This is a genomic window from Microbacterium oryzae, assembly GCF_030406385.1.
Taxonomy (GTDB): domain Bacteria; phylum Actinomycetota; class Actinomycetes; order Actinomycetales; family Microbacteriaceae; genus Microbacterium; species Microbacterium oryzae_A.
Window position 1 is genome coordinate 117,376 of the sequence record NZ_JAUEPM010000002.1, and the last position, 25,059, is coordinate 142,434.

Here is a 25,059-nt window from a genome sequence, read left to right on the forward strand (position 1 = left end):
CTCGTCAGAGGACGCCGGGAGGGTCGAAGCGCGCGGCGCGCGGCAGGCCGTCGACGAGGCTGCTTGCGAGTCCCACCGTCCACGCGATGTTCGCCGCAATGCCGTCGTTGGGCAGATCGTCGGGCTGGTGCAGGCGGTGCAGGTCGTTGAACGTCATGAACGCGCTGGGGACCCCGGCGCGATAGAACGAGGCGTCGTCTGTGCCGGTGGTCGGGGGGAAGCGTGAGACGACGCGCAACGCCCTGCCCACGCGGCGGCCATGGCTTTCGACCGCGAGGTGCAGCGCGGTGTTGAACGACTCCGGCGACGCGAACGCCTCGAGGAAGTCGCCGCGCCCGAGGCCGTCGATGTTGAGGACGAAGTCGAGGTCGTCGATGCGGTCGGCCGACCCCTCGGGAGCGGACCGCGCGACGTCCACGTAGAACCGCGACCCGGCGAGGTGCCACTCCTCTGCCGTGAAGAACAGGACGCGCACGCTGCGCGCTGGTGGGGTCTCGCGCCAGGCGCGCAGCAGGTGCAGGAGGGCGATCGTGCCGCTGCCGTTGTCGTAGGCCCCGACGGTGTTGAAGAACGTGTCGTAGTGTCCGCACACGAGCACGCGCGCGTTGGACGCGCCCGGGACGTCGACGACGATGTTGTCCGCGACCGCCTCCTCGTCCGGTCCGGCGTTGCAGCGAACGTCGACTGCGGGCTCCTTGCCGTCGGCGATCCACTCCGTGAGCTGCTGCGCGTCGAGCCGCCCGATCGCCAGGTGCGGCACGGTGTGATCCGAGCCGGCGGGGAGCGGCTGCGGTGCGGCGGGTCCGCCGTCGCGACCGTGGAGGTAGGCGACGACCACGCCGGCGGGGTCGACGACGGCGAAGTGCTGCCACACCTGCGAGTCGCCCCAGATGCCCTGGGGCCCGAGTTCGACGACGTGACCCGCCACGGTTCCCTCCGCGCCTCCGCTGCTGAGCATGGGCCACGCTGGGAGTGCACGGCGCAGCGGCGAGGTGACCACGACGTCCGAGACGGTCCCCGGCTGCCAGCCGCTGAGCACGACGCGCTGCCGCACGGGGGCGTACCCCGCGGCGCTCGCCTGAGCGACGAGCCAGTCCGCAGCGGCATGAATCCCGGGGCCGCCGTGGAAGCGGGGGCCGAATGACACGAGCGTGGTGAGGTCCTCGAGCGCCTGCCCGGCGGTTCCGGCGGTCATCGGCGGTCTCCTTCGTCGAGAAGAGAGGGTTCCATGTGGACGAGCTGACGCACGATTTCGGCGATGTTCGCCGTCGGTCCGCGGAACCACCAGGTCGTGAAGCGGTCGGTGGTGGGCCGGCGGGATCCGTCGAAGCCGAGATCGGCCGGCGTGCCCGGCGCCTCCATCTCCGCGAACCCGCCGAGTCCGCCGTCGTCGTCGTAGATGTGCAGCGCATCGCCGCGGTGACCGGGGCGGTCGTCCGGCTCTTCGGCGTAGTCCAGCCCGGGATGCACGGGAGAGGAGCGGACGAGCAGTGTGGACATGTTGTCGGGGAGGGCGCGGAGATAGCCGAGGCGCCCCGTCACATGGGGCGCCGCGAAGCCGAGCTTGAAGCGGTCGGCGCCCGTCATCGTGACCGCGACGCCGCCGCGGGTGCGGCGAAGGAGTTCGCCCACCGGCTGGTAGTAGTCGGTGACGCGCATGCCGGGCGTGCCGGGGACGAGCGCGGTGCTACCGGCGTGGACTTGGAGGAGCACCCACGGCTCGATGGGCGCCGGAGTGCCCGCCGCCCCATCGTGAACTCGGTCGCGTAACCGGCGTACTCGACCGACCGGGCTATCCCCCCGAGGTGGCGGAGCCGATCAGGTGCGGGGCGCACACGGATCTCGAGGTCGACGTTCGTGATTCCGCCGGAGAGGTGCGGTCGCACGCGCAGATGCCGGTGCATCGTCGGTTCGTCGGGCCCTCGCGACAACGTGTGCTCACCCGGGTCGAGGGCGGAGGGCATGTCGTAGGTATCCCAGTACCGATCACGATCCGGGATCATGTACTCGATCTCGGGCCCGATCCACACCCGGTCGCCGCCGAGGTTCCACTGCTCGTCGGCGTGGAGCGCGGCGAAAGCGTCGGCGTCGCCGAATGCGGACGGCAGCCACGACTCCGACACGCCCGCGCGAAAGAACGGCCCGTACACCCGCGCGCCGTACGACGAGACGACGACTGCGGCGTCCGCGCCTACGTCGAGGCGACGGAAGGGGATCGCGCGCTCCGAGAGGCGCGCCTCGACGGCGGCGAGGTCGGCGATCGGGGCGGCGTCTCGGGTTCCGGACATCGTGGTCGACGGCATGTTCACGCGGCGTCCTTCTCGTAGGCGGCATCGTGGAAGCGGTTTTCGGCTTCAAGGGCACCGAGGAACCAGGCGTCGAGCGTGGCGTCGTCCACCTCGCCGATGGGGAGGCGATCGACGAGCGAGCGCCAGAACTGCGCCTGCGCAGCGAACTCCACCGTCGCGTGCATGTCGATCCAGGCCTGCACCGCCTGCGGCCGCGGCCGCGGCCGGCGCGCCGCCGCGGCGCACCAGATCGCGTAGAGGGTCTCCGCCGCGGCGAAGCACACCGCGATGGCGGGCGCGCCGTGGGAGACGGCGAGTGCCGTGACATATGCCGTCAGCGGGTCCGTCGTGCGAGGGCCGGCGATCGGCGCGGCGACGCCGTCCTCGGCCAGACGTCGGAAGTAGTCGTGCTGGGGCCCCGCGAGGTCGGCGACGATGTCATCGAGACGGCGCCGGACGGCGGGGTCGCGCTCCTCGTCCCGCGCCCGCTCCGCGAGACCGAGCGCGGTCGTGACGAACGTCGACTCGAGCTCGGCGTACCGCTGGAATTCGCCGGTCGTCACGCGGCCGCGTGTCATGGCGCGCAGCAGCGGATGCCGCGTTGCTGAGGCAAGGTCGTCCCTGCAGCGCACCATCAGATCGTCGGCCCTCGTCATGACCGCCCCGTGACCCAGCCGACGATGCCGTTGAACAGTGCGGTGTAGCCGCTCCACTCGTCGCAAAACGCGGGCGGGGCCCAGTGGGGCGAGCAGTCGCTGGTGAAGACGGCGGAGCGTCCCTCGCCGATCTCCCACACGGTCACGAGCGGGTCATCGCCCATCGTCGCGAGGGTCGTCGCACCTTCCTTGGTGATCGTGCGGTTGTAGCCGAGCAGCGCCGGCCAGGTCGCGCCGGCTGACCCCAGGGCGGGGTGCGTCGCGTCGAGCACGGTCGGGGCGACGCCCGCGGGGCGCTCGACGCGGTCGTCACCGACGAGCATCTCGACGGGCAGCACCGGCGCGAGATCGGTCTCGCGGTAGGCGGCGAGCGCCTGGAAGCCCGTGAAGGACAGGTAACCGCCGATCATGATGAGGCCTCCGCCGCGCGTCACCCAGGCCGCGAGCTCCTGGAGGCGGTCGCGGCCGGGGATCGATCGCTCGATGACATCGGGTGCGAGCTGCACCGAGTTGGCGCCGATGTCGGACAGGATGATCGCGTCGAAGGCGGCGAGCTGCTCGGGCGTCTCGGGGAAGTCCGAGGGGACGAGGTGGCCGGGCATGTGGACGACCTCGTGCCCTCCCGCTTCGAGCGCGGTGCGCAGCTGCGCGACGCCCTCGACGTACGAGTGCAGGGTGAACGCGTCAACGCCTTTCGTGTGGGTGCTGGTGGTGAGCCAGCTCTCGCCGGCGATGAGGATGCGGGCCATGGTGGTCTCCTTCGGTGAGGGGGTTTGTGTCGGTGCCTGTGTGTCAGCGCCGGGTGGCGAGCGCGAAGAGGCGCTGCACGTTGGTGGTGTTCACGGCGCGAACGACGGTCTCGTCGATGCCGAGATCGATGAGACGGTCCAGGAAAACCGCGGGAATGTAGGCGAGGCCGTTGCCGCCGTTCTTGCGCAGCATCCCCTTGAGGAAGAGATCGTGGCTGAACAGGAGCCGATCTCCGAATCCGGCATCCGTCAGGCGCTTGATCGCCGCTGCGGTCTGGTGCGGCGCGGGCGAGGGGCCCTCGCCCGGAAGGGTGAAGCGGTACGGCATCCCGATCATGTCGAATTCGAGCCACACGCCCCGATCGGCAAGCGACCGCTGGTAGGCGGGGTCGTCGCCCGAAGGGTCGACGTGGCAGAGGACGACGGCGCCCGGGTCGACCGACTCGTCGTCGAGGATGATATCGAGCGCCCGTTCGCCGTGCCGGACGAACCCGGGAAGGTGCACCCACATCGGAAGGCCGACCTCCCGCTGCAGGCGGCACGCGGCCCGCAGCGACCGCTCCTCGCGCTCGGTGAACGCGGGGGAGATGCCGATCTCGCCGATGGCGCCCGAGCGCGGCCCCTCCGCCTCGTCCGGGCGGCCGTAGTCGTCGAGCAGGACCGCGGTCATCGCGTCAATGTCGTCGCCGCGGGTGATCTCCGGGTGGAAGCGATCGAGGTACCACCCGCCGCCAGCGACGATGTTGACGCCGGTGCGCTGCGACAGGTCCGCGAGCCCGGCTCGGTCGCGCCCCAGCCCCTCGCTCGTGACCTCGATGACGGTGGACCCGCCGAGGGCGCGGAAGTGCTCGAGCTCGACCGCGACCGCGTGCGGGTCGTCGAGGATGCAGTTGTCGCGCGAGGCGTACGGCCGGTCGCGAAGGATCCAGGCGAGCTCGGGGGTCACCGGTGCGTCGAAGAGGTCGGGGAAGTCCGGGTCGGGGACGAGACCTCCGGCCTCGATGCTGTTGAGCAGGTGTTCATGCGGCAGCACGAAGCCGAGTTCGCGCGATGGGATCGCGCCGGTCACGGTGACGACGTCCGTCATTTGTCTCCTCGTGTGCGTCGGGATGGAGATGCTGGGACAGCGATTGCCCGATCGGTCTGCCCCTAAGAGTGAACAGTCCACGTTTCAGATCGGACAGCGCTGTGTTTCCAACACGTGACAAGATTTGTTGATCGGGAAATGGATTGCCGAACTCGGGATTGCGCGTCCTACGCTGGGCGGGTGAACACCATCACCCTCGCCGATGTCGCCCGCGCGGCGGGCGTGTCACCCTCTACTGCGTCGCGGGTCCTTTCTGGATCGCGTCCGGTCGGCTCGGATGTCGCGGCGCGCGTGCATCGGGTCGCTGACGAGCTGGGCTACACCGGCAACGGCGTCGCCCGCGCGCTGCGCAAGCGCCGCACCGACTCGGTCGGTATGGTCGTGCCCAGCATCCTCAACCCGTTCTTCGCGGGCCTTGTCGACAGCATCGAGGCCGCGCTCCACGACAGCGGGATGCAGCTGCTGCTGTGCGACGCGCGGCAGTCGCCTGACGTCGAGGCGGCGCACCTGCGCGCGCTCGTGGAGCGCAACGTCGACGGTATTGTCGTGAGCCCGTGCCATTCCACCGCCAGCATCGACGCCGTCGGTCGGGCGGCGGCCATCGTTCCGGTCGTGCAGCTCGACCGCTGGGTCGACGTGCAGGGGACCGACTGGGTCGGGATGGACGACCACCGCGCGCTGCGCATGGTGCTCGAGCATCTCGTCGGCACGAGCGCGAGGAGCGTCGCCTTCCTCACCTCCGAGCTGACGAACTCGTCGACAGCCGATCGTGTACGCGGCTTCCGCGAGAACGCGGCGGCGCTGGGACTGACCGTCGTCCCCGACGGCGTCGTGCTGGGCGACTTTAGCGTCGAGAGCGGCCAGGCGGCGGCCGAGACGCTGCTCGCACGCGGCGACCGACCCGACGCCATCGTGTGCGCGGACGACCTCATCGCCATCGGCGTGCTGAGCGCGTGCCGAGCGAGGGGGATCGGGGTACCCCGGGATGTTCAGGTCACCGGCATCGACGACATCGACTTCGGCCGCTACGTCGTGCCGACGCTGACCACGCTCGCTCAGCCGACCGTGCGGATGGCGGCGGAGGTGATGCGCCTCCTCGGCGAGCGGGTGTCGTTCGCGGTGAACGGGGCGGCGCCGCGGGACGCGACGCGGCTCGCGCTCAGCCCGCGGCTCGTCGTGCGAGAGAGCACGAGGGCGGTCTCGTGAGCGGCGACATCCTGAGCACGAATGCGGGGCGGATGTCGTCGGCCCCCGATGTCGTCGACCTGCTGCGCGTGCTCATCCGCGAGGACACCACAACGGGGTCACCGGGGGAGCGCGAGGCTCTCGCTCTGCTCGCTGAACGAGCGGGGCACATGGTCGGAGCCGCGGGCGAGGTGAGGGTCGCGACGAGCGGTGACGCGTTCGTCGTCGTCCCCGATGCCGGCAGCGGCCCGGTCCTGCTGTTCGCGTGCCACATCGACACGGTGCCCGTCGGGGATCCCGGGCGCTGGCAGCACCCGCCTCACGCCGCGGTCGTCGCAGACGGCCTCGTGCACGGTCGCGGAGCCTCGGATATGAAGTCCGGCCTGGCGGCGGCCCTGCTCGCGGTCGCAGACGGCCTTACCGCCGGCGTCCGCGTGGCCTTCGCCGCCACGACAGGCGAGGAGGCCGGGTGCCTCGGCGCCGCGTCGGCGGCGGGACTGCTGACGGACGTGCCGGTCGGCGCCGTTGTCATCCCCGAGTCGACGGACAACCGCGTCGCCCTCGGCCATCGCGGCGCCTACTGGCTCACCGTCGAGACACGCGGCGTCGCGGCGCACGGAAGCACCCCGGCCGCCGGGGTGAACGCCGTCACGGCGCTCGTCGACGCCGTGTATCAGCTGGACCGCCTGCCAGTGCGGACGCATCCCTCGCTTGGCGACGAGAGCGTGAATGTCGGGCGTTTCGCGGGCGGCGAGGTCCACAACATTGTTCCCGATCGCGCGAGCGCGGCGATCGACCACCGCGTGGTGGAGGCAGACGTCGACGCGCTGACCGCCTGGTGGGCCGCGCGGGTCGACGCCGTCTCGGAGGACCTCCGCCTCGACCCGGTGTGGACGGATCCCGACGACGCGTGGGTGCGGAGCCTCTCCGCACCCGAGTCCGTGTCCGACGACGCGGTCCCGTACTTCACCGACGCCTCCGTCCTCGTGCGCTTTCTCCCGCCGGGAACACCCATCGTCGTGTGGGGTCCGGGTGACCCCGCGGCCGTCCACACCGTCGACGAGTCGGTCTCCATCGTGGCGGTCCACCGCGCGCTCGAGCTGTTTCGCGCCGCCGTCGCCCGATGGGGAGACCTTCCGGCCGTCGATCCGGCCACCCGTCCGGAAGGAACCCCGTTATGATCCCCGTCGTCGATCCTGTACCGCCGCTGCGTTGGACGCATGCCGCCAGCACGGCCTCGTGGTCCGAGAATGTGCTGACGATGATCTCGCCCGCCCAGAGCGATTGGGCCCGCGACGCCCGCTTCGCGCACCTGCCCGCGCAGCTGGACACCACCGCGCTCGTCTTCCCGGTCGACGAGGACGCCGTGATCGCCGCGCGCGTCGAGGTCGTCGGCGAACGCACGACGTTCGACGCCGCCGTGCTCGTCGTCTGGATCGACGACGACCACTGGGCGAAGCTGTGCTTCGAGATGTCCCCGGCGGCTGAGACGATGGTCGTCAGCGTCGTCACCAACGTCTTCTCCGACGATGCCAACGCCTCGGTCGTGCAGGGCGATCACGTTCATCTGCGCATCGCGCGTGTGGGGGACGCCTTCGTCTTCCAGTCCTCCGCCGACGGGGTCGACTGGCGATTCGTGAGGCTGTTCCGGCTCCATTCCGATGCCCCCGCCCACCTCGGCTTCCTCTCGCAGTCGCCAAACGGCGGGCCGTGCACCGCCCGGTTCTCCGACGTCTCGTACACTCGCGGGACGCTTGAGGTTCTCCGGGAGGGCCTTGAATGAGGGCCGTTGTCTACACCGGGCCGTCCGCATATCGCGTCACGGACGTTCCGCCGCCCGTCCCCGGGCCGGCCGAGGTGCGCATCCGCGTCGAGCGGGTCGGAGTGTGCGGCACGGACCTGCATGTCCACCACGCGAGCATCCCCGTCGGGTCCCCTGTCATCCCCGGCCACGAGATCGTGGGAGTCGTCGACCTCGTCGGCGCAGGAGTGACCACGGTGCGGGTGGGCGACCGCGTCGTCGTGAACCCGAACATCACGTGCGGGGTCTGCGATGTCTGCCGTCGGCGGCCCTCGATGCAGTGCCGACGCATCCGCGGGCTGGGCGTCGGCGAGGACGGCGGACTGGCGGAGCAGGTTGTCGCCCCCGAGGGGAACGTGTTTCCGGTCGGCGATCTGCCGCCGGACCTGGCGGCCTTCGCCGAGCCGGTGGCGTGTGTGCTTCACGGCGTCGAGCGCCTGGATCCTGGCGTCGGCGATTCGGCGGTGGTGTTCGGGGCGGGGCCCTCCGCAGCGATCATGGTCGCCGTGCTTCGGGCGCGCGGCGTCGGGCCCATCACGGTCGCCGCACCCGAGGGGGCGAAGCTGCGCGCGATGGGTCGGTACGGGGCGACGGGGTTCGTCGCGCTCGACCGATCTGATCCGGATTTGGCGGACTCGGCGCTGATCGCGGCTTCGAGTGACCGCGGCTTCGACCTCGCGATCGACGTCACGGGCGTGGCGGGCGTCATGGCCCTGGCGCTGCGGCACGTCGGTGCAGGCGGCACGGTCATGCCATACGGCGTCGCGGATCCGGGTGCGGTTGTTGGCGTTCGGCCGTACGATCTGTTCCTCCGCGACCTGACGATCGTCGGGTCGTTCGCACAGACCACCTCGATGCCCGCCGCGATCGCGTTCCTCCGCTCCGGCGCCTTCGATCCCCGCCCGCTAGTCACCCACGAGTTCCCACTCGAAGACTGGGCTCGCGCCATCGACGCGGTGGAGAATGATCGCACGGTGCACAAGGCCGTCATTGTCATGGAGGCCGCATGAGCGCTCGCGTCCAAGTCTTCGGTAGCCTGAACCTCGACATCTCGCGCCGCGTCCCCTGCTTCCCGCGGGCGGGCGACCCTGTCCGGCGTCGCCGCGCCCGACGGGCCCGGCGGCAAGGGACTCAATCAGGCGTTCGCCGCTGCGAAGCGGCGCCCGCGTGATCATGCACGGCACACTCGGCGACGATGCCAGCGGCGAGGCCGTGCGCGCCTCGCTGCGAGCTGAGGGCATCGACGCGGCGGGCGTCCGCACCGCTCCCGTCCGCACGGGACAGCGGTCGTGGTCACGGACGAGAGCGGCGAGAACCGGATCGTCCTCGACGCGGGCGCGAACGCGCTCGCCGCGGCACCGGAATCCGATGCGTTCGCCCCGGGGGACGTGCTCCTCGTGCAGGCAGATGCTCCCTGGCCGCAGAACGCGCTCGCGATCGAGCGCGCCACGCCGCCGGGGCGACCGTCGTGCTGACGCCCGCGCCCGTCGTGGACGTCGGCGACATCCACGCCTCGCCCATTGACATCGCCCTGGCGAATCAGTTTGAGGTGACCGCGCTCGCCGCCGCAGAGCCGGGGGCCGCGGCCGCGACCCTTAGCCGGCGTTCCCGCTCGGGGTGGTGAGCCTCGGCGCGGACGGCGTCCTCTGGGAGCGAGGCGGTGCGGTTCGCGGAGCGCGTCCCGCCGCGCCGACCGAGGTCGTCGACACGACGGCGGCCGGCGACACCGTCGTGGGTGCGCTCGCCGCCCGGCTGGTAGGGGGTGACTCCTTCGAGGTCGCGATGGCCTGGGCGCTGTGCGCAGCGTCGATCACGGTCTCGCGGACGGGTTGGGCCCGCTCAATTCCCCACGAGAGCGAGATCCGCGACCGCCTTGCAAGCGAGCAGCTGCGGCATCGCTGACGGGTAAACTCTTGCCGGTTGTACCTCACCGCTGGTAACTCACCGCTGGTCTGCGCGGAACGTCCCGCTCTTCCGCCGGACGTGCGAAGAGATTGCGAACAACTGAGGACTCGCGACCACCCCGAACCTCCGCGAACGCGGCCGCGAACCCCGTCGATTCAAGGGGAACAGCCCTGGCTATTCGCGAGGATCCCCATAGAGTCGGAGTTCAAGTCCCTCCGTCTCGGTCACGAAAGACCGGGTGAGAAGGTTTTTCTGACCCGGCCTGCGTATACGGGAGCTGCTCGCCGAGCGTCTGTGACGGGGCCCGAGTGTCCCCTGCCTGTCTGAGCCTGTTCGGCGTCTGTCCGTCGCCGGAGGTGCTCGCGCCCGCTGGTCGTCTCCGAGGATGTGGGCGTAGACGGCCATCACCCTCCTCGGGTCATCCCCGAGGTACTCCGCCACCTCGCGCACTGGTGTGCCGAGGCGCGGCCATCGTGAGGCGGCGTAGTGCCGAAGAGCGTGCGGACGGTGCACTACCTGTTGCGGTGTTGGGTTGGAATGAGCGCTTGATGGTGAACCCAGTGGCGCGTTCGACACGTCCGTCTTGTTCGAGGTTGTCCACCAGGTCGTTTGTCGCCGGTGTCGGGATCCCGAGGTAGTGGCTGGGCTCGGCCGGTCGCGCGGTTCGATCGGCGCGGCTCAGGAGGGATCGGAGGGCGGGCATCTCGTCCTCAGCCATCGACGAAGCTTCGCGAGCGCGGCGGCGCGTGGCGACTTCGGCGGCTCGGTAGGTGCGGAGCGCCTCGAGGGTCTGTCGGGCGAGGGTCTTCTGCTCGGAGAGGTCGTACTGCCAGCCGTGGCGGTGTCGTCGAGGTTCGTGCCGCCGTGGGTGTCGGGGTGTCTGGAGGTGGCGTTGCGTCGCGATCGATCGGCCTCGCGTCGCTCATGCGAGGGAGAGGAAGAGCTTTTCCAACTCGTCCGGAGTGCTGACGCCGTCCGCGGCGGGGTCGGTCATGCAGTCGCGGAGCGCGGCGGAGATGACCAGGAAGCCCGCCCGGTCGAGGGCTTTCGAGACGGCGGCGAGCTGCTGAACGACGTCACGGCAGTGTGCGTCGCTTTCTACGGCAGTGATCACCGCTGCGAGCTGACCTTGAGCGCGCTTGAGGCGGTTGACGACCTTCCGCTTGGCCTCGGCGTCGTGGGCGAACTCTTCGACGGTGCCTTCGGGTGCGCTCATCTTCGTTCCTTCCGTGAAGTTGACAATCACGATACCCCCCAGGGTATGCTGAGTCCACTCCGAACCGATACCCCCGGGGGTATTACAGATTGAGGGACCATATGTGCAGAGCTACGAAGTGCCGAACCTGCGGGAAGACCACGTGGGCTGGCTGCGGGCAACACGTCGCAGCCGTTCGCAAGAGCGTGCCGGCGTCGGACTGGTGCAACGGAAACCACACCCGCGGTGAGGTCCAGGCCGCGCAGTCCCAGAGAGGCGGGTTCTTCACCCGCCTGTTTGGCAGGTGACCACATGTCGACGATCGATCTGACGGGTGAGGCCTTCGGCGACGCTGTTGCGGGCGAGGGTATCGTCCTCGTCGACTTCTGGGCGGCGTGGTGCGGTCCGTGCCGTGCGTTCGCGCCTGTGTTCGACGCTGTGTCCGAACGTCACCCAGACGTGGTGTTCGCGAAGGTCGACACCGAGGCTGAGGTCGGCCTCGCCACCGCCAACCGCATCACCTCCGTCCCCACGCTCATGGTCATCCGTGATGGCGTCCTGGTTCACAAGCAGCCTGGCGCTCTTCCCGAACCTCAGCTCGAGCTCCTGATCAGTAAGGCCCGCGAACTCGACATGGACGACGTTCGCCGGCAGATCGCCGAATCATCCACCGCCGCCTGAAAGGGCCCCGCTATGTGTGCACAGATCACCTGCTCGACCTGCGGCAAGCCCGCTTGGGCCGGTTGCGGGCAGCACATCGAACAGGCCCTCGCGGGCATTCCCAACGACGAGCGCTGCAGCTGCGCTCACTGACAGCGACACGAAAGCGGAATCATGCTCCTCGAACGTCTCTATGACGACGACCTCGCTCACGCCAGCTATGTCATCGGGTGCCAGCGCACCGGTGAAGCGATCGTCGTCGACCCGCGTCGCGACGTGCAGGTCTACCTCGACCTTGCCGCGAAGAACGGCATGACCGTCACCGCGGTCACCGAAACCCATATCCACGCGGACTACCTCTCCGGCACACGCGAGCTCGCATCTCGCACCGGAGCGAGGATGTACGTGTCCGGCGAGGGTGGCCCGGACTGGCAGTACGGCTCCGGATTCCAGGACGCCTCTCGGATGATGCACGGCCACCGCATCAGCGTCGGGAACGTCACGATCGAGGCGGTCCACACTCCCGGGCACACTCCGGAGCACCTATCCTTCCTCATCGCCGACGGCGCCGCCTCCTCCGAGCCGGGCTACGTCCTCACGGGTGACTTCGTGTTCGTCGGGGATGTGGGACGCCCTGACCTGCTCGACGAGGCCACCGGCGGTGTCGACACCCGTTTCGACAGTGCGCGCGATCTGTTTGCCAGCCTCCGCGACCATTTCCTCACCCTGCCCGACTACGTGCAGGTGCTCCCCGCTCACGGGTCGGGGTCTGCATGCGGCAAAGCGCTCGGCGCCGTGCCCAGCTCGACCGTCGGGTACGAGCGGCGCTTCGCATGGTGGGCGCCGTACCTTGAGGCCGGTGACGAGCAGGGCTTCATCGACACGCTGCTGAACGATCAGCCCGATGCCCACGCGTACTTCGCGCGCATGAAGAGGCAGAACCGTATCGGACCGGCCGTACTCGGCGAGCTCGCTCCGCTGGCCGAGTACGGTGCGTCTGAGCTTCGTGTCGACGTCGAGGCCGACCGGGTCGTCGTGGTCGACACCCGCCACCACTCCCTCGTCCACGAGGGCACCGTGCCTGGCGCGCTGAATGTCCCTGGTCTCGCGAAGGCAGCCAGTTACGGCGCGTGGGTCTACGACCCTGAGACCGAATCGCGCCCGCTCGTCTTGCTCATCGACTCCGCGGACGCCGCTGCCCGGTTCCGGGATCACCTGCTGCGCGTCGGCATCGATCGGGTCGACGGGTTCATCACCACCCTCGAAGGTCTGCCCACGGCGCAGCCCAAGACGATCGCCGCGACCGACCTGGACCAGGTCGACGCGGCGCTCCTCCTCGACGTGCGAAACCGTACCGAATACACGGCCGGACACATCCCCGGCGCCGCGCAGCTCTCCGGCGGCCGAGCCCTCTGGCGCACCGATGAACTGCCCCCCGGCAAGATCCTGACCTACTGCCAGAGCGGCGTCCGCAACAGCGTCGTCGCCAGCGCCCTCCGCCGGGCCGGGCACGATGTCATCGAGATCGAAGGAAGCTACAACGCCTGGGTCACAGCCACCGTGTCCCAGCCCGCCACGGCCTGATCGGGCTGAGGAGCTCGAGTGAGTACGTCCATCGTCTTCGCCATGGCCCTCGCGGTCCTGCTGGGTGTCGCACTCGGGCTCCTCGGTGGCGGCGGCTCCATCCTCACCGTCCCCATCTTCACTCTCGTCCTAGGTACCGGAACGAGAGAGGCGATCATCTCCTCCCTGTTCGTTGTCGCCATCACCAGCGCGGTCTCCGCGGCATTCCGGGTAGGGCGGAGCGAGGTGCGATGGATGAAGCAGGCCGGGTTCAGTGACCTCCGCAACCTCGGGTCACTCGTGCAGCTAGAGCATGGCCGCGTCATCGCCGGCGCTGGGAGGCCGCGCCTCGCGCTGCAGGGGCGACGGGCGAGCGATGAGCTCGAGGAGGTTGCCTTCGGGATCGGCGACGAACGCGATGGGCAGGCCCGACATCGGGGAAGCCCCGGGCGGTGAGATCGCACGAGCGCCGGCCTCGAGCAGGTGCTCGTAGAGGGCGTCGAGCTCCTTCACGCGCAGGCAGATGTGCCCGTAGCCGCGAGTCATGATCGCCTCGGCGGGACTTGTCGCCTGCAGCCCCGGCTGCGAGCCCGTCCGCTCGACGAGCTCGATGGCCCATCCCTCGTCCGGGTCGACGAGGTATTGCGTGCGGATGCCGGCCGCGGTGCTGCCCAGAGGCGGAAGGGCCCGCAGGCCCAGGGCGCGTTCGTACCATCGTGCCTGTCCGTGCAGGTCTGCGACGGACAGGCCGATGTGGTCGAGCGCGGTCATTCGTGAGCGATCGCTTCGATCTCGATTCGCAGCGCCGGCTCGAAGAGGCGCTCCACGATCACGAGCGAGCTTGCCGGCAGGCCACCCGGGAACAGGCGCGGAAAGGTGACGTCCATGTGCGGCACCAGCTCGGCCATGTCGTCCGCGGAGGCCACGAAGATCGTCAGTTTGACGATGTCTCCCAATGTGAGGCCCACCGCGTCGAGCGCGGCGGCGACGTTCGCGAGCGCCTGGTCGCACTGGGCCGCAACCCCCTGCCCGACGAGGCGCCCGTCGGCGGTCGCCCCCACCTGCCCGGAGACGAAAGCGAGCTCGCCGACGCGTACCACCTGTGAATAGGGTCCCGGTGGGGTCAGCAGCGTCGCGGGGTTCTCGAAGATCGGTGTCGTCACGTCGTCATCCGCTCACTGTCCGGTGCTCACGCCTGCTCGGCGAACGTCTCCGCGATCCAATCGGCGGTGAACTCGCCGACGTAGACCAGGTTGTCGATGCCGATGTGCTCGGCGCCGCCTTCCTCCTGTGTGAAGACGCGCAGCTCACGCTTAGGCGAGTTGACAGCGCCCTCATACTCGTCGTGGGCGTACTTCACCGGAATCTGGCGGTCGCCCTCGCCGTGGGTGACGAGGAAGGGCACGGTGATCTTCCCGATGACATCCTCGAGGCGCATGTTCTTCGTCTTCTCGATGAAGTCGTCCATGTCGCTCGCGCCGAACACCCAGAAGACGTGGTCCCAGTAGTGGGGCACCGGGTTCTCGCCCTCGCGCCGGCGGCGGGCTTCCTGCACGGCGGCCCAGTCGTAGTTGGCGCCCCAGGCGACGGCGAGCGCGATGCGCTTCTCGAAGGCCGCGGCACGGGGCACGTAGTAGCCGCCGAGTGACCAGCCGACCAGCCCGATGCGACGGGTGTCGACGTTGAGAGCGGCGGCGTTCTCCTCGATCCAGTCGATCGTGGATGCCGCCCACACCTCGGTGTCGTATCGCGCGGACAGGCCGCGCATGCGCAGCGCCTCGCCGGATCCGGGGGGATCCATCATGAGGGTGGAGATACCCCGTCGGGCCAGCTGCTGCGGGAACCCGGAGGTGTACATCATCTCCTTGGTCGAGTCGAGTCCGTTCCACATCACGACGAGCGCGTGCGGCCCATCGCCGGGAGCGCGGTAGAAGTATCCGGGCAGCGCGGAGCCCTCCGGGGCGTCATCCCCCTGGTAGGGGATGTCGACGGTGGTGAGAGGCACATCGCCCAGCTCGGCATGCTTCAGAAGCAGGTCGATGGACTTCTGGTAGGCGGCGGTGCGACCCTCCCACTTCGGTGACTGCAGACGCTCTGCCTGCGAGGTGTACAGCGCCGCTCGGTAGTACTTGTCGGCCGCGCTGAGCTTCCAGCCGCGCGCCTGCGCGCGCTCCGCCTCGGCCAGCAGCCGATCGGCGACGGCCTGCCACGAGGCGTAGAGCAGCTCGGTGCCGACGTCGTCGCCCTGCTGGGAAGCCTCCAGAACTGGTCTCGAAGCCTTGTCGACATCGTCGATGAGCCCGCCGTTGTTCAGCGATGCGACGACGGCCATGCTCCAGACGTAGTTGGAGGGGAAGTACATGTACACGTGGGCGCTCCTAGGGGGTTGGGGGACGGACGGCGTCAGACAGGAAGGTGGCAGCGCCGGAGAGATACTGGCCGCCGTCGACGCCGATCTCGGCTCCGGTGATATAGGCCGCGGCGTCGGAGAGCAGGAAGACCACGACGTCTGCGACTTCCTCCGGCTCTCCGGCGCGATGCAGCGGAGAGATGGCGGTGTTCGCCTCGAGGAAGGCCGGCGGTGCGCTCGCCGTCATCTCGGTGCGGATGTATCCGGGGTGGACGATGTTGGCGCGGATGCCGTGCGGTCCGAGCTCGGTCACGCACGTGTGGGTCAGGCCTCGGATCGCCCACTTGCTGGTCGTGTAGGCGGCCGTGTAGTGGCCGGTGAGGCCCGCCGCGGACCCGATGTTCACGATCGAGGAGCCGGCCCCCATGAGGGGCAGGAGCGCTTGGATCCCGAGCATCGGACCGGTCACGTTGATCGCCATCACCCGGTCCCAGTCGGCCCGATCGACCGCCCCGATGCGGATCCGCGACGTCACTCCGGCATTGTTCACGAGTCCCTTCACGGCCCGGCCGCCCATCGACTCGACGAGCATGCGCCACTGGGCCTCGTCGGTCACATCGAGCCGGTGATACGTCACCGTCCCTGGGAGGTCGGCGGCCCGGGAGAGGAGCTCCGGGGCGCTCGCGGCCAGATCAGCCGCGATGACGTCCGCGCCGTTGGCCGCCAGCAGCAGAGCCTCCTGGGCGCCCTGTCCGCCCGCGGCGCCCGTGACGACGAAGAGGTTGCCAGCCAGCCCGGGCAAGCGGATGTCGGTCATGCCGTCACCGCTCCCTTCCGATCGAGCAGTTCGATGAAGTTTCCCTCGGGATCGGTCACGAAAGCGAAGCGCACCCCGGGCTGCGGTGACTCACCGGGGGCGGTCACGATGCCGGCTCCGGCGGTCACGAGAGCTTCGTAGACGGCGTCGAGGTCCTCGACGCGCATGCAGATGTGTCCCCACCCCTGCGACAGGAGCGCGTCCGGCGGTGTCGCGGCCGGCGTCGGATGGGACGAGCCGCGGCGCTCGAGAAGCTCGATCGCCATGCCGTGGGGCGCGAGCAGGAAGACGCCGCGCAGCCCGACGCCGGGGATCTCGAAGGGGTCTGCGATGCCGAATCCGAACGCGCGCTGATACCAGTCGCGCTGAGCGTCGAGATCGCCCACGGACAACCCGATGTGATCGACGTGCATGATCCCCTCAGTCCCGCGGCCCGCGGCGCATCAGCCCATCACGTGCGCTCTCGGGGAGCACGTCGAGGGCATCCTGTCCGTACTCGCCTCCGACGAGCACGAACGCGACCCGCGCGACGCGATCCGTTCGGTTGGCCCACGCGTGATCCGTGCCTCGCTGGATGACGACGTCGCCGGCACTCGCCGTCACCGCGGTGGCATCGAGGATCAGGGTGATCTCGCCCTCGAGCACGATTCCGTAGTCGATCGACTCCGTGCGGTGCACGGGCGACTGCAGGCCCTTGTCATCGAGATGTCCGGGCAGGAACTCGTTGATGCGGATCCGGGTGCCCCGCGCGGGCGGGGGTACCGTAAGGGCTCCCGCCGTGGGATCCTCCTGACCCGCGCCGATCACGGCCGGGGCGCTGTCGGTGACCCAGATCTCGTGGAAGGCGACGCCGTCCTCGAGGAGCTCCTGGGTGACCGGCACGGGGCCGTCGCTCACGACGACCGATGCGCCGTTCCGGTCGTGGCCGGTCACGATGCGGCGGGGCACGCGGAAGCCGCTCACGGCGCCGGAACCAGAGCGCTCAGGGCGTCGGCCATGACGCGGCCGGGGTCGGCATCGGGCGAGCCCGGGTTCTGCTCCCAGTCGGCCAGCAGGAGGGAAGCCTCGACGACTCCCTTGACGCGGGGGACGCGCCGGGAGTGGAACTCGCGCATCTGCGTCTCGAGGTCGCCGTCCTCCGTGACGTACTGCGCGAAGAGCAGCGCATCCTCGAGGCACTGCGCGGCCCCCTGGGCGATCAGCGGCGGGACCGCGTGCACGGCCTCTCCCAGCGCGATGACGCGCCCGCGGTGCCACGGGCCTTCCACGAAGATCCACTCGATCTCCTGGAAGTTGAGGAAGGTGCTCTCCGTGATCGACTCCCGCAGGAAGTCGAAGTCTCCGTGGTAGTTGGCCATCAGGCGCTTGACCTCCTGCCAGTCCGGCAGGCCGTTGTCGGGACGCTCCGGTCGGCACAGCACGAAGACATAGCACTGCGTGTCACTCACCGGTGTGTAGCCGACCTTGAACGCGCCGCCGTCATCCTGGAGCGGAAAGGCGATCCCGCCGGTCATCTCCGGGCGGCGGTCCGTGACGGCGCGCCAGATGCCGAGGCCGCTGGGTGCGCGGTCCTCGGTGATGCCGAGCTTCGGTCGCGTGGGGGACTTGATCCCCTCTGCGACGACGATGAGGTCCCAGGACTCCGTTGTGCCGTCCGAGAGCACGGACGTCGCCGAGTCCTCGTGATTCTCGAACGAGACGAGTTCCCGTCCCATCCGGATCTCGACTCCCAGCGACTCGGCCTTCGCGACGAGAATCTCGTGCAGGTCCGGCCGGAGGGCGCCGATCGTCGGAGGCAGGTCCTCGCCGCCGGTGTGCGGGGTGTGCAGCGGCGCCATGACCCGGCCATCGGCGAAGAAGAGCGTCAGGCCCTGTTCCGATTGACCCTTCTCGAGAACCTCGTCGATGACGCCGATCTCCTTGAACACCCGCAGCGCGTTGCCCTGAATGGTCAAGCCGTGGCCGACGCGCGCCCACTCCTTCGCGCGATCGACGAGGGTGACCGCCACTGAGCGCCGAGCGAGCGCGATCGCCGCCGTCAGGCCGGTGAATCCACCGCCGACGATGAGCACGTTCCGAATTGACATCCTCGTCTCCCACTTCCTGGTGCGACATCGCACTCACCGCTCGACGTTAGGGCCGCCGTGGTGGCGCCACCAGTCAGCGAGCGCGATGGCACCTATCGGGACGCGCAGCGCCACCGACCGTCCAGTGCGTGGTCCGGACACGCCCACGGCAGATGCGTGGTATCCCGCCATCGCCTGGTGTCCCCGGGGCGGATCGGCATACCCTCGGTGGGTCGCGTTCCGCGCGACACGGTTCTGACATGAAAGGTCGACGATGACTGAACGGCTCGTCTCTCATCTGCGCTACGCAGCGCTCGCCGTGCCCGACTTCGAAGTCGAGCGCGAGTTCTTCATCCGCCACTGGGGCCTCACCGAGGCGCACGGCGAGGACGGGCTCAGCTACCTCGCGGCGGAGGGGTCGACGGAACCCTTCATCCTGCGCCTGCGCCGCGACGAGAAGCGCGTCGACCTCGCGGGCTTCGCCGTGCGGACGCGTTCCGACATCCATGCTCTGGCAGAGAAGCTGCACCGCGAGGAGGTTCGGTTCGTCCACGAGCCGCAGGAGCTCACCGGTTTCAGCGGTGGCTACGGCTTCCGCGTCTTCGACGGCGATGGGCGCGTACTCGAGTTCGCAACGGGATACGAGCAGCGCGAAGCACGCAAGATCCGCGAGCGCGAGCCGATCCCGGTGAAGCTCTCGCACATGGTGTTCAACTCGGCGGACCTCAACACGACCGCGCAATGGTACGTGGACCACCTGGACTTCACGATCTCCGACTCGCTCGTGCGCCCCGACGGCGTCGAGATGATGCACTTCATGCGGTGCAACGCCAATCACCACTCGATCGCGGTCGCGATGGGACCGCACCACTCGCTTCACCATCTCTCCTTCGAGATGCGCGGCATCGAGGAGTGGATGCGCGGCGCAGGAAAGATCCTGCGCGCGGGCACCCGCATGATCTGGGGGCCCGGCCGTCACAACGCCGGCGACAACACCTTCGCGTACTTCCTGGACCCCTCGGGCAACACCATCGAGTACACGACGGAACTGTCGATGGTGGACGACGACTCGTGGGTTCCGGGCCAACACGACATCAGCAAGCTCTCCACTCAGGATCAGTGGGGCACGGCCCAGGAGATGAGCGAGCTGGTGGCTCGGGAGTCCTTCAACGACATCGACCGCGGCCTGTTCGTCGCCCCGCCGGTCTGACCCTTCGCACCTCGCTCGAACACGGAGACCTCAGACATGACACGCATCCACTTCGCCGTCGACCACGGCGGTTACGAACTCGGACGCGCCCTGGCGGCGCGGGCGAAGGCAGGAGGTTTCGACGTCGTCTGGCACGGCGCGGACGAGATCGACCCCGGCGACGACTATCCCGTCTACGCTGTCCGCGTCGGCCGTGCCGTCGTGCAGGATCAGGACGCCGGCGTCGACGCATTCGCCGTGCTCGTGGTCGACGAGGCGATGGCGGGCGTCGTGGCAGCCAACAAGGTCAACGGTGCGCGCGCCGTCACCACGGTCTCTCCCCGCGCGGCCATGGCCGCGCGCGGGGTCGTCGACGCCAACGTGCTGGTGCTCGACGGCACCGCGTTCGAGGAGTCGGCATGGCTGAACATCTACGCGTTCGTGACCGCGCCCATGCAGCAGACGGTCGAGCGGGGGAGGCAGATCCTGCAGATCGAGGAGTACGAGAACGCCGGAACGATCGAGGGATGGGCCGTCCAGCTCGAACCCGATCAGATCGCCGTGCGACACGAGTGATGCCCGGTCGGGATCGTCCGTGAGCCGTGCCCGCGCCGTACGCGGTCGCCGCCTGGGTCCCCGGGTCAGACCACGTCGAGGAGACGCGACCAGGCGACCTCGCGACCCAGCTGCCCAGTCTGCTGGAACAGTCGCACCTGATGGGTGTCAGCCAACGCCTCGGCAAGCTCGTCACGATCAGCGGCCTCGAACCCGAGACTCTGCCAGAACGGTCCAGAACGGCGACTGAACAGCCACGCCTTCATCGCACCCTCTTCCGCTGCGCGCTCAAGCGCGAAGCTCGCGAGCGCGCGACCACGACCACGGGAGCGCTGAGACGGGGCGACCGCCACGCTCCGGATCAGTGCGTGTCGACCGTCACCGCTGATCTCGTACCCCGTGCTGCCGGCGATCGCTCCCCTCTCGTCACGCTCGATCCACAGCCGCACACTCGGCGCATCCAGACCACTCAGGGTGAGATCCACTTCGCTCAGGAACGCCGCCAGCGCCTCCACTTCGGCCACCTGGCACTGCTCAAGATCCACACCGCAAGTCAACCAGCCGGCTGGGCCTCGACCTGGCGAACCGCAGAGGGGCACCCGCAGCGGGGAAGGTCGTCGCCCCCTGACGGATCGCGTCGTCAGGGGGCGCGGCATCAGGCTCTCCAGACCGTCTTCAGGTTGCAGAACTCCCGGATACCGGCGGCGGCGAGCTCACGGCCCACGCCCGAGTCCTTCACGCCGCCGAAGGGGAGCTCGGGGTATGACGCCGTCATCCCGTTCACGAAGACGGCGCCGGCGTCGAGGTGGCGCACGAACCAGTCCTCTTCCTCGGGGTCGCTCGTCCACACGGCCGAGCTCAGACCGAAGGTGGTGCCGTTCGCGATGCGCGCGGCTTCCTCCCTGCTGTCGACGCGATAGACGGTCGCCACGGGGCCGAAGGCCTCCTCGAGGTGCAGGCGCATCTCGGATGTCACGCCGGCGAGCACCGTCGGCTCGAAGAACCAGCCCGGGCGGTCGGGCGCCGTGCCGCCCGCAAGAACCGTCGCGCCGTTCGCGACGGCATCGGCCACCTGACTGGCCAGCTCATCGCGCCCGGACTCGGTGGCGATCGGGCCGATATCCGTCGACTCGTCCAGCGGATCCCCCACGGTGAGGCCGGAGACGCCTTCGGCGAACAGCCGCACGAACTCGTCGTGGACATCGCTGTGCACGATGAAGCGCTTGGCTGCGATGCAGGATTGGCCGTTGTTCTGGTTGCGCGCGATGACCGCGGTCGCGGCGGCCCGCGCGATGTCGGCGCTCGGCATGACGATGAAGGGATCGGAGCCGCCCAGCTCGAGGACCACGTGCTTGACCTCGGATCCTGCGACGGCCGCGAAAGACCGTCCGGCGGGCTCGGAACCGGTGAGCGTCGCGGCCTTGACGCGGCGGTCTCGCAGGACCGGCTCGACGCGGGACGCGGGGATCAGCAGCGCGGCGAAGGCTCCCGCGGGGAAGCCCGCGCGCTCGAAGAGCGTGTCCAGATAGAGCGCGGCCTGCGGCACATTCGAGGCGTGCTTCAGCAGGCCCGTGTTGCCCGCCATGAGCGCTGGGCCCGCGAAACGCAGCACCTGCCAGAGCGGGTAGTTCCAGGGCATGACCGCGAGCACGACCCCGATCGGCGCATACACGGTGCCAGCCCGCGAGGCGCCGACGACGGCAGGGTCGGCCAGCTGCTCGGGCGCGAGGAACTCCTCGGCGTGCTCGGCGTAGAAGCGCAGTCCCTTCGCGCACTTCAGCACCTCGGCGCGGGCGCCCGTGATCGGCCGACCCATCTCGATGGTGATGATGCGAGCGAGCTGCTCCTGGTCCTCTTCCAGCAGGTGCGCTGCCGCCCGCATCCACTCCGATCGCTGCGTGAACGTGGTGTCACGCAGGGTCTCGAAAGCGGTCTGCGCAGCCGCGATGCGGCGCTCGATCTCGGCATCATCGTGCGGGGCGAACTCTTGTTCGATCCGGCCGGTGTACGGGTTGACGGTCGCGATGGCCATGGGGCTCCTCGGGCAATGACAGGACGACGGAAGCGTACGTCGCGGTGGCCGGCGCGGTCCACCGGCTTCGGCGATAGGTGCCATGGGGTACCAGGGGGTGGCCCGCGACCGCCGGAGAGCCCGGGACCCGAGCGCACGTCGGTGTCTGTCCGAGCGATAGCACGTATGGAAGCGGCGACGTTGCAGTGCCGGCAGGCGTCTGAGTACGTTCACACTCGAAGCGTCACCGCTCCATTCAGCATCACCGCAACGCTGCGCATCACACAGACGCGATCCGCATTCCGCGCGCCAGGGCAAGGAGGCCCCGTATGTCCCGCACTCGCATCACCTCGGTCTCGACGGTCGGACTGGCCATCGCAGGGCTGCTGCTGGCCGGCTGCTCCGCAGAGAACGGTTCATCAGCGGAGGCGACTCCGGAGCTCGACCCGGACGATCCCGTTGCCATCGAGGTGCTCCAGTCGGCCGGTGGGCAGTTCGAGTCGCTCCTGCTGGGCATCGAGCAGGGCTTCTTCGCAGAAGAGGGCCTCGACCTCAATGTCACGGTCGGCACCGGGAACCCGGCCACGATCGCGCCTCAGCTCGTGAGCGGTCAGATCCAGTTCGCTCAGATCGACGCAGCCTCCCCGATCGCCGCGGTCTCGCAGGGCATCCCCATCTCGCTCGTCTCCGTCATCCAGAACGACGACCCGGAGGTGACGCCGTCCGCCGGACTCCTGGTCCCTCCGGGAAGTGACGTCACCTCGGTGGCAGACCTCGAAGGCAAGACGATCGCGACGGGCCAGCTCGCCGGGCTGCCCGTGGTCTCGACCAACCTGGCGCTGACGGCGGCCGGTGTGCCGCTCGACTCGATCGAGTGGGTGCAGCTCACGCCCGACGCTCTCCCCGATGCCGCCACCTCTGGTCAGGCCGACGCCATCCTCACGTACGCCTCGTTCTTCGCGGGCGCGAGGGAGAGCGGCTTCACCTTCCTGGAGGAGACGAGCACGAGCGCGACGCTGCCGGAGGTCACCCAGGTCGCGTGGGGCGCGAGTGACGCCTACCTCGAAGAGAACCCCGAGGTCGTCGCCGCGTTCATCCGGGCCACCGACCGGGCGAACGAGTATGCCAACGAGAACCCCGACGAGGTGCGCCGCATCGACAGGGAGCAGACCGAGCTGCCCGACGACTACATCGAGAGTCGGGAGATCCAGCCGTTCGGCGGCTCCTTCCACGTGGACGTCATGCAGCAGCTGGCCGACGCGATGCTCGACCAGGGGTTCAGCGACGAGGCCGTGGACGTCGCCGACGACCTCCTCTGGTCGGAAGCCGATCAGGACTGACCCGTGGTCGTCGGTTCTCTCGCTCCCACCACGGCGGTCCGGACCATCCGGGCGCCGAGGAACAACCGGCGCCGGATCCTCTCCCTGGTGGTGATCGCCGCGGCGATCATCGCCTGGGAGGTGGTGGCCCGCACCGGCCTGCTGTCCGCGGCGCTGCTACCTCCCGCCAGCGAGGTGCTGGTCGCACTCTGGCGCCTGCTTCCGCAGTCGGGGTTCTGGGGCTCCGTCGGCCTGACGGTGGGCGGAGCGATGATCGGCCTGGCGATCTCAGCTGTGATCGCCATCCCCATCGGTCTCATGGCCGGGCTCATTCCGTTCGTCGAACGCTCGACGCGGATGCTCGTCGACCTCGGCCGATCGTTCCCGTCCATCGCCCTGCTGCCGGTGATCGTCCTGGTGCATGGGACGAGCATCACCTCGAAGGTCATCGCGGTCGTCCTCGCGTGCAGCTTCCCGCTCATCGTGCAGTCGCTGTACGGTGCGCGAGGCATCGACCCGGCGATCGTGGAGACGTCCCGGGCGTACCGGGTCCGTGCTCCGCTGTACTTCCTGCGCGTCGCCCTTCCGACCGCGACCCCCTCGATCATGACGGGGCTGCGCCTGGCGGCCACCATGGCCGTGCTCGTCTCCGTCGGCTCCGAGGTCGTCGGAAGCATTCCCGGCATCGGCTTCGGACTGGCGACGGCTCAAGTGGACGGCGCGACATCGACGGCCTTCGCCTACTTCATCGTCGCCGGCACCCTGGGTTACGTCGTCACCCGGTCGGCCGAAACCCTGGAAGGGCACTTCCTGCGCTGGAGGCAGAACACCGATGACTGACACCACGACATCCTCCCGGTCGACCGCTCGGCGAGCAGGAACTGCGCTGAGCTACGTCTGGCTCCCGTTGCTGCTGCTGGCGTCGCTCTTCGTCGTCTCGGCGAACAGCACGGACGTGTACTTCCCCCCGGCGACGGAGGTCGTCCAGACGATCTTCTCCGGGTTCGCCGACGGCGAGCTGACGGCGGCCCTCGGGTACAGCATGTTCAACTTCATCAGCGGCTATGCGATCGCCGCGATCGTCGGAATCGGCGGCGGGCTTCTGCTCGGTGAGCGGCGCGTCCTGCGCGACGCGACCCGGCCGCTGCTGAACTTCGTGCGCGCGCTGCCGTTCGTCGCACTCGTGCCGATCTTCATCGTGGCTCTCGGCATCGGCGCGGCGCCGAAGGTCGCCCTCATCGCCCTCGGCTGTGTCTGGCCGATCCTGCTGAACACCACGGACGGGGTTCGCGGCATCGCGGCATCCGTGCTGGAGACCTCGCGCAGCTACCGCATCAGTCACCCGCTGCGCCTGCGCCGCGTGACGCTGATGGGGGCGCTGCCGCAGACCTTCGCGGGACTGCGGATCGCCCTGTCGGTTGGAATCGTGATGGTCGTTGTCAGCGAGATGTACGGCTCGGCCGACGGAATCGGCTTCTACATCCTCTTCAGCGCGCAGCGATTCGCCGTCGCAGAGACATGGGCGGGCACCGTCGTGCTGGCCGTCGTCGGCTTCCTCATCAACGTCGTGTTCATCTGGGTAGAGCGGATATCGCTCAGCTGGTACTTCCGCCGAGGCGGGGCCTGAGCCCCGTGCGCGACGCGTTCACACATCAACGAAAAG

General features: G+C 69.2%; 30 protein-coding genes. 14 read left to right on the forward strand and 16 right to left on the reverse strand.

Annotation, left to right across the window (positions count from 1 at the left end; genetic code table 11):
- Positions 1-4: 4 nt before the first annotated feature.
- From QWJ90_RS04490 to QWJ90_RS04515, 6 genes are read right to left on the reverse strand one after another with little or no spacing between them, the layout of a single operon-like run.
- Entirely contained in the window at positions 5-1,195 is a 1,191-nt protein-coding gene (locus QWJ90_RS04490; protein WP_290106478.1) for a M20/M25/M40 family metallo-hydrolase, read from the reverse strand.
- Positions 1,192-1,632 carry a hypothetical protein gene (locus tag QWJ90_RS04495; RefSeq protein ID WP_290106479.1) on the reverse strand — a complete coding sequence of 147 codons (441 nt, stop codon included), beginning with the start codon at positions 1,630-1,632 and terminating at the stop codon, positions 1,192-1,194. Before QWJ90_RS04495 ends, QWJ90_RS04490 begins: the two co-directional genes overlap by 4 nt.
- Positions 1,584-2,309: a hypothetical protein gene (locus QWJ90_RS04500; RefSeq protein WP_290106480.1), complete on the reverse strand. Its 726-nt coding sequence runs from the start codon at positions 2,307-2,309 to the stop codon at positions 1,584-1,586. The genes QWJ90_RS04495 and QWJ90_RS04500 overlap by 49 nt, the downstream gene beginning before the upstream one ends.
- Entirely contained in the window at positions 2,306-2,944 is a 639-nt protein-coding gene (locus QWJ90_RS04505) for a hypothetical protein (protein WP_354670415.1), read from the reverse strand. Before QWJ90_RS04505 ends, QWJ90_RS04500 begins: the two co-directional genes overlap by 4 nt.
- Positions 2,941-3,693, reverse strand: a complete 753-nt coding sequence (locus QWJ90_RS04510) for a glutamine amidotransferase (RefSeq protein ID WP_290106482.1) — start codon at positions 3,691-3,693, stop codon at positions 2,941-2,943. Before QWJ90_RS04510 ends, QWJ90_RS04505 begins: the two co-directional genes overlap by 4 nt.
- A gap of 43 nt (positions 3,694-3,736) precedes the next feature.
- On the reverse strand, positions 3,737-4,780 hold the full coding sequence (locus tag QWJ90_RS04515; protein WP_290106483.1) for a phosphotriesterase family protein: 1,044 nt from the start codon (positions 4,778-4,780) through the stop codon (positions 3,737-3,739).
- A 180-nt stretch (positions 4,781-4,960) separates the two neighbouring features.
- On the opposite strand from QWJ90_RS04515, the gene QWJ90_RS04520 reads away from it, so the two are divergent.
- From QWJ90_RS04520 to QWJ90_RS04545, 6 genes are all read left to right on the forward strand, one after another.
- Positions 4,961-5,986, forward strand: coding sequence for a LacI family DNA-binding transcriptional regulator (locus QWJ90_RS04520; protein WP_290106484.1), 1,026 nt, complete (start codon positions 4,961-4,963; stop codon positions 5,984-5,986).
- Positions 5,983-7,146 (forward strand): M20/M25/M40 family metallo-hydrolase, encoded by a 1,164-nt coding sequence (locus QWJ90_RS04525; protein ID WP_290106485.1) that lies wholly within the window; start codon positions 5,983-5,985, stop codon positions 7,144-7,146. Before QWJ90_RS04520 ends, QWJ90_RS04525 begins: the two co-directional genes overlap by 4 nt.
- Positions 7,143-7,748 carry a DUF1349 domain-containing protein gene (locus QWJ90_RS04530; protein ID WP_290106486.1) on the forward strand — a complete coding sequence of 202 codons (606 nt, stop codon included), beginning with the start codon at positions 7,143-7,145 and terminating at the stop codon, positions 7,746-7,748. The genes QWJ90_RS04525 and QWJ90_RS04530 overlap by 4 nt, the downstream gene beginning before the upstream one ends.
- A complete protein-coding gene (locus QWJ90_RS04535; RefSeq protein ID WP_290106487.1) occupies positions 7,745-8,776 on the forward strand; it encodes an alcohol dehydrogenase catalytic domain-containing protein in 1,032 nt (343 codons plus the stop codon). Before QWJ90_RS04530 ends, QWJ90_RS04535 begins: the two co-directional genes overlap by 4 nt.
- Before the next feature lie 279 nt (positions 8,777-9,055).
- Positions 9,056-9,241 (forward strand): hypothetical protein, encoded by a 186-nt coding sequence (locus QWJ90_RS04540; RefSeq protein ID WP_290106488.1) that lies wholly within the window; start codon positions 9,056-9,058, stop codon positions 9,239-9,241.
- 145 nt (positions 9,242-9,386) lie between these two features.
- Positions 9,387-9,668: a PfkB family carbohydrate kinase gene (locus tag QWJ90_RS04545; protein WP_290106489.1), complete on the forward strand. Its 282-nt coding sequence runs from the start codon at positions 9,387-9,389 to the stop codon at positions 9,666-9,668.
- A gap of 925 nt (positions 9,669-10,593) precedes the next feature.
- On the opposite strand, the gene QWJ90_RS04550 is transcribed toward QWJ90_RS04545, so the two are convergent.
- Positions 10,594-10,887: a metal-sensitive transcriptional regulator gene (locus QWJ90_RS04550; RefSeq protein WP_290106490.1), complete on the reverse strand. Its 294-nt coding sequence runs from the start codon at positions 10,885-10,887 to the stop codon at positions 10,594-10,596.
- 101 nt (positions 10,888-10,988) lie between these two features.
- Between QWJ90_RS04550 and QWJ90_RS04555 the strand changes: the two genes are divergently transcribed.
- The 3 genes from QWJ90_RS04555 (at position 10,989) to QWJ90_RS04565 (ending at position 13,110) form a co-directional block, all read left to right on the forward strand.
- A complete protein-coding gene (locus QWJ90_RS04555) occupies positions 10,989-11,174 on the forward strand; it encodes a hypothetical protein (RefSeq protein ID WP_290106491.1) in 186 nt (61 codons plus the stop codon).
- Positions 11,175-11,178: 4 nt separating this feature from the next.
- Positions 11,179-11,547, forward strand: a complete 369-nt coding sequence (locus QWJ90_RS04560) for a thioredoxin family protein (protein ID WP_290106492.1) — start codon at positions 11,179-11,181, stop codon at positions 11,545-11,547.
- A gap of 153 nt (positions 11,548-11,700) precedes the next feature.
- Positions 11,701-13,110: an MBL fold metallo-hydrolase gene (locus QWJ90_RS04565; RefSeq protein ID WP_290106493.1), complete on the forward strand. Its 1,410-nt coding sequence runs from the start codon at positions 11,701-11,703 to the stop codon at positions 13,108-13,110.
- A gap of 285 nt (positions 13,111-13,395) precedes the next feature.
- On the opposite strand, the gene QWJ90_RS04575 is transcribed toward QWJ90_RS04565, so the two are convergent.
- The 7 genes from QWJ90_RS04575 to QWJ90_RS04605 are packed head-to-tail and all read right to left on the reverse strand — an operon-like array spanning position 13,396 to position 18,343.
- Positions 13,396-13,860 carry a VOC family protein gene (locus QWJ90_RS04575; RefSeq protein ID WP_290106494.1) on the reverse strand — a complete coding sequence of 155 codons (465 nt, stop codon included), beginning with the start codon at positions 13,858-13,860 and terminating at the stop codon, positions 13,396-13,398.
- The gene (locus QWJ90_RS04580) at positions 13,857-14,252 is read right to left on the reverse strand and encodes a RidA family protein (RefSeq protein WP_290106495.1); all 396 of its coding nucleotides are present in this window, start codon (positions 14,250-14,252) and stop codon (positions 13,857-13,859) included. The genes QWJ90_RS04575 and QWJ90_RS04580 overlap by 4 nt, the downstream gene beginning before the upstream one ends.
- A 26-nt stretch (positions 14,253-14,278) precedes the next feature.
- Positions 14,279-15,451: an alpha/beta hydrolase family protein gene (locus QWJ90_RS04585; protein WP_290106776.1), complete on the reverse strand. Its 1,173-nt coding sequence runs from the start codon at positions 15,449-15,451 to the stop codon at positions 14,279-14,281.
- Positions 15,452-15,467: 16 nt separating this feature from the next.
- The gene (locus QWJ90_RS04590; RefSeq protein ID WP_290106496.1) at positions 15,468-16,256 is read right to left on the reverse strand and encodes an SDR family NAD(P)-dependent oxidoreductase; all 789 of its coding nucleotides are present in this window, start codon (positions 16,254-16,256) and stop codon (positions 15,468-15,470) included.
- Positions 16,253-16,669, reverse strand: coding sequence for a VOC family protein (locus tag QWJ90_RS04595; RefSeq protein ID WP_290106499.1), 417 nt, complete (start codon positions 16,667-16,669; stop codon positions 16,253-16,255). The genes QWJ90_RS04590 and QWJ90_RS04595 overlap by 4 nt, the downstream gene beginning before the upstream one ends.
- Positions 16,670-16,676: 7 nt before the next feature.
- A complete protein-coding gene (locus tag QWJ90_RS04600; protein WP_290106501.1) occupies positions 16,677-17,219 on the reverse strand; it encodes a cupin domain-containing protein in 543 nt (180 codons plus the stop codon).
- The gene (locus QWJ90_RS04605; protein WP_290106503.1) at positions 17,216-18,343 is read right to left on the reverse strand and encodes an FAD-dependent oxidoreductase; all 1,128 of its coding nucleotides are present in this window, start codon (positions 18,341-18,343) and stop codon (positions 17,216-17,218) included. The genes QWJ90_RS04600 and QWJ90_RS04605 overlap by 4 nt, the downstream gene beginning before the upstream one ends.
- A 253-nt stretch (positions 18,344-18,596) precedes the next feature.
- On the opposite strand from QWJ90_RS04605, the gene QWJ90_RS04610 reads away from it, so the two are divergent.
- Positions 18,597-19,532 (forward strand): VOC family protein, encoded by a 936-nt coding sequence (locus QWJ90_RS04610; protein WP_290106505.1) that lies wholly within the window; start codon positions 18,597-18,599, stop codon positions 19,530-19,532.
- A 36-nt stretch (positions 19,533-19,568) separates the two neighbouring features.
- A complete protein-coding gene (locus QWJ90_RS04615) occupies positions 19,569-20,087 on the forward strand; it encodes an RpiB/LacA/LacB family sugar-phosphate isomerase (RefSeq protein WP_290106507.1) in 519 nt (172 codons plus the stop codon).
- A 65-nt stretch (positions 20,088-20,152) separates the two neighbouring features.
- Here the strand turns inward: QWJ90_RS04615 and QWJ90_RS04620 are convergent, their stop codons facing one another.
- Together QWJ90_RS04620 and QWJ90_RS04625 are read right to left on the reverse strand one after the other, a co-directional pair.
- Positions 20,153-20,611, reverse strand: a complete 459-nt coding sequence (locus QWJ90_RS04620) for a GNAT family N-acetyltransferase (RefSeq protein ID WP_290106508.1) — start codon at positions 20,609-20,611, stop codon at positions 20,153-20,155.
- Between the two features lie 110 nt (positions 20,612-20,721).
- A complete protein-coding gene (locus tag QWJ90_RS04625; RefSeq protein ID WP_290106510.1) occupies positions 20,722-22,098 on the reverse strand; it encodes an NADP-dependent succinic semialdehyde dehydrogenase in 1,377 nt (458 codons plus the stop codon).
- Positions 22,099-22,406: 308 nt separating this feature from the next.
- Here QWJ90_RS04625 and QWJ90_RS04630 point away from each other — a divergent pair, with 308 nt between their 5' ends.
- Genes QWJ90_RS04630 through QWJ90_RS04640 form a run of 3 tightly spaced genes read left to right on the forward strand, consistent with a single transcriptional unit; the run spans position 22,407 to position 25,023 of the window.
- Positions 22,407-23,417: an ABC transporter substrate-binding protein gene (locus tag QWJ90_RS04630; protein WP_290106511.1), complete on the forward strand. Its 1,011-nt coding sequence runs from the start codon at positions 22,407-22,409 to the stop codon at positions 23,415-23,417.
- 3 nt (positions 23,418-23,420) lie between these two features.
- Entirely contained in the window at positions 23,421-24,236 is an 816-nt protein-coding gene (locus tag QWJ90_RS04635) for an ABC transporter permease (protein WP_290106512.1), read from the forward strand.
- Positions 24,229-25,023, forward strand: coding sequence for an ABC transporter permease (locus QWJ90_RS04640; RefSeq protein WP_290106513.1), 795 nt, complete (start codon positions 24,229-24,231; stop codon positions 25,021-25,023). Before QWJ90_RS04635 ends, QWJ90_RS04640 begins: the two co-directional genes overlap by 8 nt.
- Positions 25,024-25,059 lie beyond the last annotated feature (36 nt).